This is a genomic window from Actinomadura geliboluensis, from assembly GCF_005889745.1.
Classification (GTDB): Bacteria; Actinomycetota; Actinomycetes; order Streptosporangiales; family Streptosporangiaceae; genus Spirillospora; species Spirillospora geliboluensis.
In genome coordinates this window covers 1-14,207 of the sequence record NZ_VCKZ01000247.1, presented here as the reverse complement: position 1 = coordinate 14,207, position 14,207 = coordinate 1, and the positions used below count along the sequence as shown (strand labels likewise).

13 protein-coding genes are annotated in these 14,207 nt (G+C 74.5%); 7 read left to right on the top strand and 6 right to left on the bottom strand.

What is annotated here, in order from left to right; all coding sequences use genetic code 11:
* Both ETD96_RS28315 and ETD96_RS28310 read left to right on the top strand, forming a co-directional pair.
* Positions 1–185, top strand: a 185-nt coding sequence (locus ETD96_RS28315; protein ID WP_138639543.1) for a hypothetical protein, incomplete at its 5' end; no start/stop codon positions are given.
* A gap of 138 nt (positions 186–323) precedes the next feature.
* A complete protein-coding gene (locus tag ETD96_RS28310) occupies positions 324–791 on the top strand; it encodes a SixA phosphatase family protein (protein ID WP_171069274.1) in 468 nt (155 codons plus the stop codon).
* 2 nt (positions 792–793) lie between these two features.
* On the opposite strand, the gene ETD96_RS28305 is transcribed toward ETD96_RS28310, so the two are convergent.
* From ETD96_RS28305 to ETD96_RS28280, 6 genes are all read right to left on the bottom strand, one after another.
* On the bottom strand, positions 794–3,043 hold the full coding sequence (locus tag ETD96_RS28305) for an FUSC family protein (RefSeq protein WP_138639542.1): 2,250 nt from the start codon (positions 3,041–3,043) through the stop codon (positions 794–796).
* Between the two features lie 72 nt (positions 3,044–3,115).
* Positions 3,116–5,266, bottom strand: coding sequence for a hypothetical protein (locus tag ETD96_RS45125; protein WP_171069273.1), 2,151 nt, complete (start codon positions 5,264–5,266; stop codon positions 3,116–3,118).
* Positions 5,267–5,295: 29 nt separating this feature from the next.
* Positions 5,296–6,519 carry a phosphoserine phosphatase SerB gene (serB, locus tag ETD96_RS28295; RefSeq protein ID WP_138639541.1) on the bottom strand — a complete coding sequence of 408 codons (1,224 nt, stop codon included), beginning with the start codon at positions 6,517–6,519 and terminating at the stop codon, positions 5,296–5,298.
* 63 nt (positions 6,520–6,582) lie between these two features.
* The gene (locus ETD96_RS28290; RefSeq protein ID WP_138639540.1) at positions 6,583–7,599 is read right to left on the bottom strand and encodes an S-adenosylmethionine:tRNA ribosyltransferase-isomerase; all 1,017 of its coding nucleotides are present in this window, start codon (positions 7,597–7,599) and stop codon (positions 6,583–6,585) included.
* Positions 7,596–8,882 carry an MFS transporter gene (locus tag ETD96_RS28285; RefSeq protein WP_240808289.1) on the bottom strand — a complete coding sequence of 429 codons (1,287 nt, stop codon included), beginning with the start codon at positions 8,880–8,882 and terminating at the stop codon, positions 7,596–7,598. Before ETD96_RS28285 ends, ETD96_RS28290 begins: the two co-directional genes overlap by 4 nt.
* A gap of 83 nt (positions 8,883–8,965) precedes the next feature.
* A complete protein-coding gene (locus tag ETD96_RS28280) occupies positions 8,966–9,634 on the bottom strand; it encodes an SDR family NAD(P)-dependent oxidoreductase (RefSeq protein WP_138639538.1) in 669 nt (222 codons plus the stop codon).
* A 223-nt stretch (positions 9,635–9,857) separates the two neighbouring features.
* Here ETD96_RS28280 and ETD96_RS28275 point away from each other — a divergent pair, with 223 nt between their 5' ends.
* The 5 genes from ETD96_RS28275 (at position 9,858) to ETD96_RS28255 (ending at position 14,111) form a co-directional block, all read left to right on the top strand.
* Positions 9,858–10,997, top strand: coding sequence for a GAF domain-containing sensor histidine kinase (locus tag ETD96_RS28275; protein WP_138639537.1), 1,140 nt, complete (start codon positions 9,858–9,860; stop codon positions 10,995–10,997).
* A complete protein-coding gene (locus ETD96_RS28270; RefSeq protein ID WP_138639536.1) occupies positions 10,997–11,689 on the top strand; it encodes a response regulator in 693 nt (230 codons plus the stop codon). The genes ETD96_RS28275 and ETD96_RS28270 overlap by 1 nt, the downstream gene beginning before the upstream one ends.
* Positions 11,690–11,725: 36 nt before the next feature.
* Positions 11,726–12,511, top strand: coding sequence for a PP2C family protein-serine/threonine phosphatase (locus ETD96_RS28265; RefSeq protein ID WP_138639535.1), 786 nt, complete (start codon positions 11,726–11,728; stop codon positions 12,509–12,511).
* Positions 12,512–12,883: 372 nt separating this feature from the next.
* Positions 12,884–13,333 carry a DUF2752 domain-containing protein gene (locus ETD96_RS28260; protein WP_240808288.1) on the top strand — a complete coding sequence of 150 codons (450 nt, stop codon included), beginning with the start codon at positions 12,884–12,886 and terminating at the stop codon, positions 13,331–13,333.
* Between the two features lie 88 nt (positions 13,334–13,421).
* Positions 13,422–14,111, top strand: a complete 690-nt coding sequence (locus ETD96_RS28255; RefSeq protein ID WP_138639534.1) for an RDD family protein — start codon at positions 13,422–13,424, stop codon at positions 14,109–14,111.
* Positions 14,112–14,207 lie beyond the last annotated feature (96 nt).

Below are 14,207 nucleotides of genomic sequence, written 5' to 3'. Positions count from 1 at the left end.
CCGACATCCTGCGCGCCGCCGCCAAGCAGAGCCGCGAACTCGACATCGCCCTGTCCACCTGGGGCGACATCACCTTCACCTACGAGTCCACCGACACGCCCGACGTCGTCGACACCGATGGATTCATCTTGAGGGGAGGGCCGGACGTCTCCGGCCCCGGACGGGACCATCGGGAGGCGCTGTGACGAGCGGCGGCGGCAAGCCGGCGATGTCGGGGCCCAAGGGGTTCGCCCTCGTGATCTGCGGGATGCTCGGCATCCTTCTCGTGCTGTGGGGGCTGGCGGCGCTCGCCGCGCCGTGACCGCCCGCCTAATGTTGCGGTCATGCCCACGCTCATCGTGCTCAGGCACGCGAAGGCCGTCGCCGGGTTCGGCACGGCCGACATCGACCGCGTCCTCAACGACCGCGGGCGCCGCGACGCCGCGGCGGCCGGGGAGTGGCTGCGCGCGAACGGCCTCGTCCCCGACCGGGTGCTCTGCTCGCCGGCGGCCCGCACGCGGGAGACGCTCGGCCTGCTGGCGGTGGACGCGCCGGCGGACCACGAGCCGGTGATCTACGCCAACGACCCGGACGAGCTGCTCGGCCTCGTCGCCGAGGCCCCGGAGGACGCCGGGACGCTGCTGCTGGTCGGGCACAACCCGTCCGTGCACCAGTTCGTCCACGACCTGACCGGGGAGTCGCCGGCCACGTTCCCCACCTGCGCGCTCGCGGTGATCGACCTGCCGGGCGCGTGGAGCGAGGCGCGGCCCGGCCTCGGGACGCTCCGCACCGTCCACACGCCGAAGGACTGACCTCAGGGGCGGGGCGCCGCGGCGATGAGGGACGACTCGACGACCGTCCCGGCGTCCCGGCGCAGCGACCTGATCGTGTAGCGGGTGCCCGACACCTGCAGCAGCGCCTGCCGGAGCGGGGTGACCTCGTCGCGGTCGATGCCCGCCTTGATCTCGGCGCGGCGCCGCCGGGTGAGCGTGGACAGGTGCGAGTCGAGGTCGGCGAGCTCCTCGCCGAGCTCCTCGACCGGCGGGACGTGCTTCGGGTCGAGCTCCTCCGGCTCCTCCAGCAGCACGGCGGTCTCCTCGAACTCGTCGGCGAGCCGGTCGAGGATCTCGGGGACGGGCCCGGTGTCGACGGCCTTCTCCCGGGACAGCCGCGCGACCGCGATGAGGTGGTCGCGGGTGCGGTGCGCGGCGTCCACGGCGGTCCGCAGCTCGTTGATCAGCTCGGTGTCGGGCAGCCGCTCGTGGCCGAGCCGGGTGCGGGTCTCGGCGACGGCCTCCGCCGCCCGCTCCGCCGCGACGATCGTGTCGTGCGGCAGCCGGACCTGCTCGCCCGCGAGGACGTCCGCCGTCGCCCGGACGAGGTCGGCGTGGGTGCGCAGCAGCCGGTTGAGCTGCGTGGGCAGCCGCTCCAGGTGCCCGGCGGGCCACAGCAGCCGGACGGCGAGGTAGGACAGCGCGGTCCCGGCGATGGTCAGCGCGATCCGCTCCCCCGCGGTGGCCCAGCCGGCGGGGGTGGAGAAGTCGAGCAGCATCATCGCGAGCGGCGTGCCGAACAGCGCCCAGTAGGCGAAGTTCACCGACCGCATCGCGAACCCGGCGAACGCGAACGCGAAGGCGATCACGGCGACGGTGAGCTGCCCCGGCGCCAGGGTGAGGATGACCGCGGCGACGGCGGATCCGGCCGCGGTGCCGCCGATGCGCTGCACGAGCCGGTCGACGGTCTCGCCGTAGGTGGCGCGCAGGCTCAGCATCGCGGTGATCGTCAGCCAGTGCCCGTGCGAGAGACCGAGCGCGGCGGCCAGCGCCATCGACACGACCGCCGTGACGAACACACGCGCCACCTGCCGGAACGCCGGGGACCGGGTGCGGACGGCGTGCCCCATCCGGTCCCACGCCGGCAGCGGGTCGAGGCTGCCGGGCAGGCGCGGCGGCCCGAACCCGATCCGCAGGCCGCTCGCGACGATCCGGCGGGTGGAGGCGACCTCGCCGGCGATGCGGTCGATGGAGCGGCGCACCTGGCCGATCAGCGCGACGGCGACGAGGTCCTCGTCGCCGGCGAGCCCGGCGCGCCGGATCTGCTCGGCCGCCCGCCCCATCCGCCGGACGGCCGCGGACTCCTCCCGGCCGAGCGGCGCCTCGCCCGCCGTCGCGACGGCCCCGGCGAGCAGCCGCAGCCGCGCGGCGAGCGCGGAGATCGCGGTCTGCGTCTCCAGCTGCCACTCGCGGTCCGGCGGATAGTTCTTCGCCGCCTCCAGGACGGCCTGCAGCGTCACCGTCTCGTGGAGGACGCGGCCGAGCGCGTCGATGAGCCGTTCGGGCCGGGTGGGGTCGCTGCGGCCGCGTCCCGTCCGGTAGAGGCGGTAGGTCGCGCGGGCTTCGGTGAGCGCCTCGGACGCGGCCCGCCGCTTGGCCTCCCAGTCCGGGATCCGGGTGACGGCGCGCAGGTCCGGGTTGGTGATCTCGACGGCGTCGAGCGGTCCGGCGTCGTGCGGGGCGACGTCCTCGGCGACGGCGTCGAGCGCCTCGGCGACGGCGTCGGCGCACTCGCTGAGCGAGGCGCGCAGCGGGCGCAGCCGCCGCGCGGGCCACGGCGCGAGCAGCAGCCCGGCGGTGAACAGGCCGCCGATCAGCTCCAGCAGCCCGATGTCGATCACGTCGGCGGACGGCGGCCGGACGGCGCTGAGCAGCACCGCCAGCCCGGCCGTGGACCCGATCCGCGGCACCGCGACGCCCAGCGCGATCAGCGGCGGCACCACGATCACGGTCGGCCACAGGTGCCCGCTGAGCAGCCCGCCGACCCCGGCCCCGACCGCGACGACCAGCACCCCGACGGTGAGGCTGCGGGCCTGCGCCCCGTACGGCCCCTCAGGCGCCCGCAGCGCCACCAGGTACGCGCCGAGCGCGATCATGGAGCCCTGCGCGGCGTGCCCGGTCAGCGCCCCGGCGATCAGCGGCACCGCCACCGCGACGGCCGCGGCGACCCCGTACATGGGCGTCGCCTGCCCGTTCGCCTGAACGTACGCCTCCCGCGCACGCTGCAGCACCGCCGGTCCCTCCGCCTTCACTCGCCCGCCCGCGGAGAGCCCTCTCCCCACGCCTCACCCGTACCCCGATGATCACTGCCTAAGGCCCGGATCGGCCGGGCGGTCGCGGCCGTCCCGGGCGGCGAGCACGTCCGCGAGGACGGACAGCTGCTCCAGGTCCCCGGGGATGAGGGTGTCGAGGGAGGTCGGCGGGAGGGTGTTGCGGTCCATGGCCGCCTGCCGGCGCAGGCCCGGGACGAGGGGTTCGAACGCGTCGCACAGCTCGCGGGCGGCCTCGGCGAGCCAGGGGCCCGCGCCGTGCTCCAGGAGCCGGCGGGCGACGGCGTCGACCAGCGGACCGGTGTCGCCGGTGATCTCCTTGATCGCGAGGGCGGCCGGGTAGTGGGACGTGACGTCGTCGTCCATCGCGCGCAGAACGGGCACGAGGGCGGCGGCCTCCGCGCCGAGCCGTCCGGCGAGCCGGGCGGCCTGGATCGCGGGCGCGCGGCCGTCCGCCAGTACCGCCTCGGCGGTGCGCAGCGCGGTGGCGGTGTCGCCGGTGAGGTCCAGGACGATCTCGGCCGCGCCGATCCGCCGCTCGCAGCCGTCGAAGTCCGCCGTGTCGGTCGCGGCGAGTTCCCGCAGGGCGGGCAGGAGGTCGTCCAGCGGGAGCCCGTGCGTCCAGGCGAGGCGCGCCGCCAGGACGGTCTCGCCGGCGGCCGCCGCGTCCCGTACGAACCGGGCGAGGTGCTCGCCGTCGCCGGTGATGGCGGCGAGCGCCTCGGCGCACGCTTCGCGGAAATCCCAAGAGCCGGAACCGGTCGCGGCCTCGGTGAGGGCGGGCACGGCGGCGGAGGCGCCCGGCCCGATCGCCCGCAGCGTCGTGACGGCGGCGAGGCACTCATGGGGGACGAGGCCGGCCAGCTCGGGCGTCGCGGCGGCGGCGTCCGGCCCCCAGGCGGTCAGCAGCGCGGGTATGGCGACGTCCGGCTCGTGGGCCATGAGCGTTTCCATCTCGGCGGACGCCAGGTGCGGGCGCAGGACGTCCAGCAGCGCCGGGTCGGGCGGCAGCCCGCGCTCCGCGAGCAGCCCGACGGTCTCGCCGTCGAACCATCCCGCGCCGAAGGCGCCGAGGACGGCGGGCCGCCAGTCCGGGTGGTCCGCCATGACGAGCAGGCGGAGCGCGGCGGCGAGGAGGCGCCCCTCGGACGTGCGCAGGCCGTGCAGCCAGTGCCGGCGGTCGGTGAGCGCGGTCTCCGGCGGCGCCTTCGCGTACTCCGCGAGGGCAGCGACGGCGGCGGGGACGGCCTGCCCGACCTCCACGAGCAGCGCGGCCGCCGCCGCACGCACCTCGATGTCGGGATGGGAGACGGCCTCGGCGAGCACGTCCCCGAACCCCGTCCGGGCGGACCGGAAGAACAGGCAGCGCCACCGCATTCCGCCGACGACCCGCGAGGCGTTCTCCCCCGGCTCGTCCCGCAGGAAGGCGCCGGCCAGCTCGACGGCGTCCTCCAGGGGAGCGGAGGAGATGATCTCGCTGAGCGAGCCGTCCGACCACGGGCTGTCGCGGAACGGGTCGTACTTCGCCCAGCACTCCCGGACGGCGGCCACGGCGGCCGGGCCGAACGACTCGCCGTACACCGCCAGCGACCAGGCGGCGGCGGCCCGCGTGAGGACGGGACGTCCCGCCGCGAGCTCGTCCGCCAGCCAGGGCGCCGCCTCCTTCGGGTGCAGCGCCCCGGCGGCCAGCAGCTCGGCCGCGGCCTCGTCATCGCCTTCGGCGTCCCGCATCTCCCGCAGCCGCGCGAGGGGCACGCTGTCGGCGGGGAGCTGACCCACCGTGTAGGACGCCATCCGCCGCACCCGGACGTCGGGGTCGGCGTGCAGCTTCAGCAGCCGCCGCGCGCCCGCGCGCAGCGCCGCCCGGATCTCCTCCACCAGCTCGGGTGCGGCGCCGGTGCTCTCGGCGATGACGGCGAGCTGCCACAGCAGCTCCGGCCGCCGCCGCGTCCGCCGCGCGGCGGCCAGCTCGATCAGGACGGGCACCGCCGCCGCCGTGGCGGGGTACGGGGTGCCCTGGTGGGTGAGGCGGGCGGCCAGCTCGCCCAGCGCCTCCCGCGCGGCGCCGTCGTCGCGTCCGACGGCGGTGCGCAGCAGCCGCGGCACGTCGTCCGCCGGGCCGCACGCGTGCCGGAGGGAGGCCCAGTCGACCGCCCCGGCGCCGCCCGTACGCCGAAAGATCATGACCCGCGACCCTAGCGGGGGCGGCGGGCCTACGCGGCGGGGTTCGGGCGGTCGGCCGCGGCGTCGGCGGCGTCGGCCGCCTCGACCTCCTCGCGGGAGATGCCGAGGAGGAAGACGATCGTGTCGAGGTAGGGGACGTTGACGGCGGTGTCGGCGGCCTCGCGGACGACCGGCTTGGCGTTGTAGGCGATGCCGAGGCCCGCGGCCTGGAGCATGTCGAGGTCGTTGGCGCCGTCGCCGATCGCGACCGTCTGGCTGATCGGGATGCCGGCCTCGCGGGCGAAGCGCTCCAGCGCGGTGGCCTTGCCCGCGCGGTCGATGACGCGGCCGGTGACGCGGCCGGTGAGCTTGCCGTCGACGATCTCCAGCGTGTTCGCGGCGGAGTAGTCGATGCCGAGGTCGTCGACGAGGGCGTCGGTGACCTGGGTGAAGCCGCCGGAGACGATCGCGAACTTGTAGTCGAGGCGCTTCAGCGTGCGGACCATGGTGCGGGCGCCGGCGGCGAGCCGCAGCTTCTCGCGGACGTCGTCGATGGCGGCGGCGTCGAGCCCGGCGAGCAGCGCGACGCGCTCGCGGAGGGAGCCCTCGAAGTCGAGCTCGCCGCGCATCGCGGCCTCGGTGACCTTGGCGACCTCGTCGAGGCAGCCGGCGTGCTCGGCGAGCAGCTCGATGACCTCGCCCTGGATGAGGGTGGAGTCGACGTCCATGACGATCAGCCGCTTGGCGCGCCGGCTCAGCCCGCTCTGCTGGACGGCGACGTCGACCTGCTGCTCGGCGGCTTCGGCGGTGAGGGCGGCGCGGAGCGCGTCCGGGTCGGCGCCGGAGACGTCCATCTCGATGCAGGTGACGGGGGTCTGCGCGAGCCGCTCGATGCGGTCGATGTTGGCGCCGTGCGCGGAGATCCGCCCGGAGATCCCGGCCATGGCGGCGGGCTTCAGCGGGGCGCCGAGGACGGTGACGTGCAGCCGCCCGGTGCGCTTCGGCATCCGCCGGTTGCGGCCCGTGGAGAGCTCGATCTCCATGTCGAGGTCGTTCGCGACGTGCTCGGCGGCGTTCCAGACGCGGCCGATGTCGGCGCCCTCGCTGTAGGCGAGCAGGACTCCGAGGACGAGCCGGCCGCGGATGACGACCTGCTCCACGTCGGCGACCGTGAGCGGGAAGTCGGCGAGCGTCCGGAACAGGCGCGAGGTCACGCCGGGGCGGTCGCGTCCGGTGAGTGTGATGAGGAGCGTGCGCTGTGCTGACCCGTCCATAACTGTTTTCACGGTACCGGCCCTGACGTGGGGGGCGTGCGGCAGGTCCGGCATGCGAGACGGCTACATGATCAGGTTGAGGTCGCCGAACTCGTGCCACAGGTACCGCTCGGCCAGGGCCGCCGCGTAGGTGGCGGCCAGCAGGTCGCGGCCCGCGATGGCGGTGAGCATCTGCAGGTGCGACGACGCCGGCTCGTGCAGGCCGGTGAGGAGGCCGTCCACGGCTCGGACGCCGCCCTCCGGCGTCACGAGGTGCTCGGTCCACCCGGAGGACGGGCGGACGCGTCCCGAGGCGTCCACGGCCGTCTCCAGGGCGCGGACGGCGGTCGTGCCGACGGCGATCACCCGCCGGCCCCGGGCGCGGACGTGCTCGACCAGCGCCGCGGTCGGCTCCGGGACGCGGTAGCGCTCGGCGTACGGCGGCTCGTGCGCCTCGGGGGACGCGACGCCGGTGTGCAGCGTGATCGGGGCGATCAGGACTCCACGCGAGACCAGCTCCGTCACCAGTTCCGGCGTGAACGGCCGGCCGGCGCTCGGCATCTCGGCGCTGCCGGTCGTCCTGTCGTGGGCGAACGCGGTCTGGTAGGCGGCGGCCGGCCAGTCGCGGCGGACGTACCCGTACCTGATCGGCGTCCCGTGGCGCCGCAGGTAGGGGACGACGTCGGTGCTGAGCCGCGCCCGCCACAGCCGGCGGGTGTGCCGCTCGACGAGGGTGAGGGTGGCGCCGCCGGGCAGCGGGATCCACTCGCCGGGGCAGCCGCCGGCGTAGGGGCGGCTGGCCTTCCCGGCGAGGCGGCGCAGCTCGACGAGCCACAGCCGGTCGTCGCCGCCGGGCACCGGGGTGGAGAAGTGCACGCTGATCCGGTCGAGCCGGACGGCGGCGGGCAGCGTCGCCGAGGTGTTCACGACGAGCAGGTCGCCGGGGTCGAGCAGCGCCGGCAGGTCGCGGAACGCGTGGTGGGAGACCGCGCCGGACGCGCGCCGCGACACCAGGAGGCGGACGCCGTCCCGGGTCCGGCCGCGCGCCTCCGGCGGCTCGTGGGCTTCGAGGGCGGGCGGCAGGGTGAAGTCGACGGTCATTTCGAGACCTCCAGCCGGAGAGCGGCGACGACCCCGAGGAGGGCGATCGCGGCGAACAGCACGCCGGCGACGGCGAGCCCGGTGCCGAGCCGGTCGACGCCGAAGCCGGTGACGAGCGCGCCCGCGGCGCCGACCACGAGGGAGGAGCCGAGGGTGTCGCTGATCTGGAGCGCGGACGAGTTGACGCCCTGCTCGTCCTCCGGGGACAGGGCGAGGAGCAGGACGGACAGGCTGCCGATCGCGAAGCCCATCCCGGCGCCGCCGACGATCCACGCGGGGGCGGCGAGCCAGCCGGACAGCTGCAGCGCGACGGCGGCGAGGACGATCCCGGCGGTGACGAGCACGGCGCCGAGGAGTGCGTAGAACTCGCGGGGGCGCCGGGAGCGGCCCTGGATCTGCGCCGCGGCCGACCAGCCGAGCGCGCCGACCGTGAGGACGATGCCCGCCTGCGTCGGGCTGAAGTGGTGCAGCTTCGTCAGCGCCAGCGGGATGAACACGTCGGTGCCGACGAACGCGCCCGACAGCAGGCCCCGGACGAGGACGACGCTGGGCAGCCCGCGGCGCAGCCGGAGCGTCCCGGCGGGCAGCAGCCGGGGGAGGCCGTACGCGAGCCCGGCGAGGCCCGCCACGGCGGCGGGGAGCATCGCCCAGCCCGCGCCGTCGAGGCCGTAGAGGAGGACGCCGGCGCCGCCCGCGACGGCCACGGCGGCGACGTACCGCGCCTTGCCGGCCCCGGCGCCGGCCCCAGCGGCGGCGTCCACCGGCTTGACGCGGCGGATCACGGGCACCAGCAGCAGCGCGGGCGGGATCACCAGCGGGATCAGCCCGAGGAACACCCACCGCCAGCCGGCGTGCTCGGCCACCGCGCCGCCGACCGCCGGGCCGATCAGCGACGGCAGCACCCAGGCCGCCGACAGCGCCGCGAACACCCGCGGCCGCAGCGCCTCCGGGTACACGCGGGCGATCACGACGTAGATCGCGACGAGCGAGACGCCGGTGCCGAGGCCCTGCACCGCGCGGCCGGCGACGAAGACGCCCATGGCCGGCGCCGCGCCCGCGACCACGAGCCCGACGACGAACGTGCTCAGCCCGATCATGAGCGGCCGCGCCGGGCCGGACCGGTCCACCCAGCCGCCCGCCAGGACCGTGGACAGCAGGCTGCTGATCAGCGTCGCGCTGAACCCCCACGCGTAAAGCGCCAGGCCGTCCAGGTCGGACGCGACCACCGGCATGACGGTGCCGACGGCCATGCTCTCGAACGCCAGCAGCGTGACGACCAGCACGATCCCGAACGTCGGACCACGAAAACCTGCAGAAAGGACACTTCGCCCCGAATCAGCCACGCGATCATGGTCCAGGACGGCCGTCATCGCCCGCTCACCAGGTCGGAGGCGCGGTACCTGCCGCTCGGGCGGCGGTCGGCGATCAGCCGGTGCAGGGCGGCGGCGGCCTCGGCGGGCGGGGGCGCGGCGTCCGCGTCCTCGCCGGCCGCGCGCAGCATGTCGGTGTTCATCTCGCCGGGGTCCGCCCACCACACGGCCACGTCGGGCTCCTCGGCCGCGAGGACGTTCGACAACTGCTCCAGCGCCGCTTTGGACGTCCCGTAGCCGCCCCACGTCTCGTAGCCCTCCACGGCCGCGTCCGACGTGATGTTGAGGATCGCGCCGCGCCGCCCCCGCAGGCTCGGCAGGACCTCCTGGATCAGGGCGAGCGGCGCCAGCACGTTCGTCGCGAGCGTGTCCGCGAGGTCGGCCACCGGCAGCGCGTCCAGCCGGGGCATCGGCGTGGGCCCGAGGGTGCTCGCGTTGTTGACGAGCAGGTCGAGCCCGCCGGACACGGCCTGGACGAGGGCGGCCCGGTGCGCGGGGTCGGCGACGTCCCCGGCGATGCCGGTCGCGCCCGTCTCCGCGGCGGCGGCCGCCAGGACGACGGGGTCGCGGCCGTCGATGACGAGCGTCCAGCCGTCCCGCGCCAGCTCGGCGGCGAGCGCCCGCCCGAGGCCCCGGGAGCCTCCTGTGATCAGTGCCGTCTTCATGTCACCGACGCTAGGAATCCGGGGCGTCCGGCGGCATCGGCCGCCGGTTCCCCGGCGGCTCGTCTGATGGTCGTAGGACCCGGGTCCCGCTCCGGCGGCGGGGATACTCGTCCAGGCTGATTCGGGAAGACCCGCCCAGAGAGTACGGTCTTCAGCAGTGAGCACCGCGGGGAGCTCATCCGGGCCGCTCGCGAGGGGCGGCCCGGGAGGACGAGAGGCCGGGATGCAGACCGACGACGGGTGCCGCGGCGACCAGGGCGCGACCCTGCACGCCGTCAGCTCCGCCGTGCTCGCGGTGACCCGGCACCTGTCCGTGCACGAGGTGCTGCAGGTCATCGTGCGGGCCGCGGCGCAGCTGCTGGACGCCCGCTACGCGGCGCTCGGCGTGCCCGACGACGAGGGGTCGTTCGCCGAGTTCGTCGTCGAGGGCGTGTCGGAGGAGGAGTGGGAGCGGATCGGCCCGCTGCCCCGCCAGCACGGCATGCTCGCCGCGATGCTGAAGGGCGACGTGCCGAAGCGGCTCGGCGACATCCGCCGGGAGCCGGAGTTCGAGGGCTGGCCGGTCGCGCACCCCGTCCTGAAGGACTTCCTGGGCGTGCCGATACGCGACGGCGAGGACGTGCTCGGCATCGTCTTCCTGGCCAACAAGCGCACCCCCGGCGGCTTCACCGAGGGCGACGAGGAGCTCCTCACCCTGTTCGCCGCGCACGCCGCGATCGCGATGGCGAACGCCCGCCTCTACGAGCACAACCGCGAGCTGACCGTCGTCGCGGAGCGCAACCGGCTGGCCCGCGAGCTGCACGACGCCGTCGCGCAGAAGCTCTTCTCGCTGCGGCTGACGGCGCGCACGGCGTCCGCGCTGGCCGAGCGCGACCCGGCGCGGACCGTCCAGGAGCTCGCGCAGGTCGAGCGGCTCGCCGCCGCGGCCCTCGCCGAGCTGCGCGCCGTGATCTTCGAGCTGCGCCCCGCCGACCTCGCGGACGGCCTGGTCGCGTCGCTGCGCAAGCACGTCGAGGTCCTCGACCGGGCGCACGAGGCCGAGGTGCGCTTCTCCGCCGACGAGGCCGTCGTCCTGCCGGAGGAGCACGAGGCCGTCGCGTTCAGGGTCACCCAGGAGGCGCTCTACAACGCGCTGCGACACGCCCGCGCGAGCACTGTGGAGGTACGGCTCGCCACGGCGGACGGCCAGGCCGTGCTGGAGGTCGCCGACGACGGGACCGGTTTCGACGCGTCCGACACCGAGCCCCAGGGCGGGCTGGGGCTCGCCTCCATGCGCGCCAGGGCGCACTCCATCGGCGGTGAGCTCACGATCGACGCCGTGCCCGGCCGGGGCACGACCGTCCGGCTGGAGGTGGCGCTGTGATGGCGGAGCCGGGTGTCATCAAGGTGCTCATCGCCGACGACCATCCGGTCGTCCGGCAGGGGCTGCGCACGTTCCTCGGCATCCAGGACGACATCGAGGTCGTCGGCGAGGCCGAGGACGGCGCGTCGGCCGTGACACTGGCCGAATCGCTGGAGCCCGATATCGTGCTCATGGACCTCAAGATGCCGGGCGCCGACGGTCTGGCCGCGCTGACGGAGCTGCGGGCTCGTGGGGTGACGGCACGGGTCCTGGTCCTCACCAGCGTCACGGAGCGGGGCCACGTGCTGCCGGCCGTGCAGGCGGGTGCGGCCGGGTACCTGTACAAGGACGTCGATCCGCAGGCGCTCGTCCAGGCGATCCGGGCGGTCAACGACGGGCACGTCCTGTTCGCGCCGGACGCGGCCGAGGCGATGCTGCGGGACGGGACGGCGGAGCGGGACGACGACCGCGGCATGGCCGCGCTGACCGAACGGGAACGGGAGGTGCTCGTGCACATCGCGCGGGGCAGGTCCAACCGGGAGATCGCGCGCGCGCTCGTGGTGTCCGAGAAGACGGTCAAGACGCACGTCAGTAATCTGCTCATGAAACTGGGAGTCCAGGATCGGACGCAGGCGGCGCTGTACGCGGTCCGGCACGGTGTCGGATCGTCCGGCTCCGCCGGGGAAACCGGGGAATCCACTGTCCGCTACTGATACAACTCCTCTGACAGGATCGTCATCGAAATTGGTATGAACGTAGCAATCAGGTACGCAGCAGGCAGCGACATCGGGTGCAACCGCGAGAACAACGAGGACTCGGGGTACGCCGGTGCGTGGTTGATCGCGGTCGCGGACGGCATGGGCGGGTATGCGGGCGGCGAGGTCGCGAGCTCGACCGTCATCGGCTCACTGCGCTCGCTGGACACCGCTGCCCCCAAGGACGATCTTGTTGACATGCTGGGCCGCGCGGTGGCCGAGGCCAACGAGAAGCTCCGCATCGTCCGCGAGGAACGTCCCGACCTCAGCCGGATGGGCACCACGCTCACCGCGATGCTCTGGTCCGGGGAGTCCGTGGCACTGGCGCACGTCGGCGACTCGCGCGGCTACTTGCTCCGCGACGGCGAGCTGTTCCAGATGACCCAGGACCACACGATGGACGAGCTGCTGAAGGCGGAGGCGGAGCAGGCCGGCCAGCAGGCCGACCCCGCCGAGACGTCGCGGCTCTCCCACGTGCTGTACCGGGTGCTGGACGGCCGGGAGGACCGCGAGCCCGACCTGCGCCTGCGCGAGGCCCGGCTCGGCGACCGGTACCTGCTGTGCTCGGACGGCCTGAGCGGCCCGGTCGACGCGCAGGCGATCTACGAGGTCGTGTCGGCGGAGGCCGATCCGCAGCGCGCCGTCGACCGGCTGATCGAGCTGGCCCGCGACAACGGCGGCCCCGACAACATCACCGCGGTCATCGCCGACGTCGTCGAGGCCGAGCACCTGCCCGCCCCCGGCGGTCCGCTTGTGGTCGGCGCCGCCGCGCAGAGCTGACGCCCCCCGGGGCCTCGCGTCGCACCGGGGCCCTCACCGCACGTCGGGTCCTTCCCGTACGTGGCGCCGTGATCTCGGTACGAGGTATCGGGATCTCGGTACGTGGCACCGTGAACTCGGCCGGCGCGTTCCGCACGCCTTCCTCTCGCGCCCCTGCTTTCCCCCACGCGTGCGCCGCCGACGATTCATGAAACTCTTAGCAAGAAAGAGTGCCCACGTACCTGCCCATTTGTCTTACTCTTACCCCTGGGGTGGAGTCGCCGTGCACTCCGTAACGGTCCTGTCGCGGATCGTTGCCCGCACTTGACCTGCCTCCGGGTGCACCCGATATACGGGTGCACTCACCTGTATGTCATCGAGGCGGAGGATTCGTTGGGGGGAGCGCCCGGGGCGGCGGCCACCGGTGCACCGCAAGGTGCGCTCGGCGGGATCGTCAGCCGGACCCTCACCGCAGCGCGGCACGGCCCCCTGGGGACGGCGCTGCGCGTTGCGGCGATGGCCGTCGCGGCCATCGGCGCGTCATGGATCCACCGCGTCAACGACCCCGGCGTGCTCTGTCCCCTACGGGCGCTCACCGGAATCCCGTGTCCCATGTGCGGGGGCACGACCGTGTTCATCGAGCTCGGCTCGGGCCGTCCGGTCCAGGCCGTCCTCGCGAACCCGGTCGCCCTGACCGGCGCGATCGCCGTCGCCGCCGCACCGCTGGGCCTGGGACGACGGTGGTGGGCACTCCAGCCGAAGACCCGTGCCTGGATGCTCGGCACCGCCCTCGTGGGGTCGGAGCTGTGGCAGCTCGTCCGGTTGGACGTCCTGCGGGTTTGAGCCGAAGTCGAACCTCGGCCAGACTTGCGGAGCCCACCGGGTCCGGCGGGCGTCACATAACCACAGGGTCAATCAAAAAGGAGCAAGTGTGGGTAACCCCTACGACCCGTACGGTCAGCAGCCGGGCTACGGGCAGCAACAGCCCGGGTACGGCCAGCAGCCCCCGGCCCAGCCCGGCTACGGCCAGCCCCCGGCGCAGCCCGGTTACGGCCAGCCGCCCGCGCAGCCGGGCTACGGCCAGCCCCCGGCGCAGCCCGGATACGGCCAGCAGCCCCCCGCGCAGCCGGGTTACGGCCAGCAGCCTCCCGCCCAGCCGGGCTACCAGGAGGTCCACCACCACCACTACGGCTCGACCGGCCAGCTGGCCGAGTGGGGCTCGCGTGCCGGTGGCTACATCATCGACTACCTGATCTTCGCCGGTCCGGTCTTCGTCCTCTACCTGCTCAGCATGCTGCTGACCAGCTCCGGCAGCGGCGGCGCCGCGGTGCTCGGCCTGCTGTTCATGCTGGTCGGCATGGCGCTGTCCATCGCGGGCGGCCTGTGGATCTGCTACCAGGAGGGCACCACCGGCCAGTCCATCGGCAAGCGCCAGATGGGCATCCGCCTGGTGAGCGCGCAGACCGGCCAGCCCATCGGCTTCGGCATGGCGTTCGTCCGCAAGATCGCCCACATCGCCGACAGCTTCCTGTGCTACATCGGCTTCCTCTGGCCGCTGTGGGACGACCGCAAGCAGACCTTCGCCGACAAGATCTGCAACACGATCGTCGTTCGGGCCTGACATTGTGGGGGGGCGACCCCCCACACCCCCCGCGGCGCGGGTTGAGGGTGTCTTCCGCTCCGCTGGAGCTTCGCGGAAGACACCCTCAACCCCCGG

Bases quoted from the DNA above. Each gene is read 5' to 3' on its own strand.
- ETD96_RS28310 (WP_171069274.1), top strand. From the start codon at position 324: ATGCCCACGCTCATCGTGCTCAGGCACGCGAAGGCCGTCGCCGGGTTC.
- ETD96_RS28265 (WP_138639535.1), top strand. From the start codon at position 11,726: ATGAACGTAGCAATCAGGTACGCAGCAGGCAGCGACATCGGGTGCAAC.
- ETD96_RS45125 (WP_171069273.1), bottom strand. From the start codon at position 5,266: ATGATCTTTCGGCGTACGGGCGGCGCCGGGGCGGTCGACTGGGCCTCC.
- ETD96_RS28270 (WP_138639536.1), top strand. From the start codon at position 10,997: ATGGCGGAGCCGGGTGTCATCAAGGTGCTCATCGCCGACGACCATCCG.
- serB (WP_138639541.1), bottom strand. From the start codon at position 6,519: ATGGACGGGTCAGCACAGCGCACGCTCCTCATCACACTCACCGGACGC.
- ETD96_RS28290 (WP_138639540.1), bottom strand. From the start codon at position 7,599: ATGACCGTCGACTTCACCCTGCCGCCCGCCCTCGAAGCCCACGAGCCG.
- ETD96_RS28275 (WP_138639537.1), top strand. From the start codon at position 9,858: ATGCAGACCGACGACGGGTGCCGCGGCGACCAGGGCGCGACCCTGCAC.
- ETD96_RS28280 (WP_138639538.1), bottom strand. From the start codon at position 9,634: ATGAAGACGGCACTGATCACAGGAGGCTCCCGGGGCCTCGGGCGGGCG.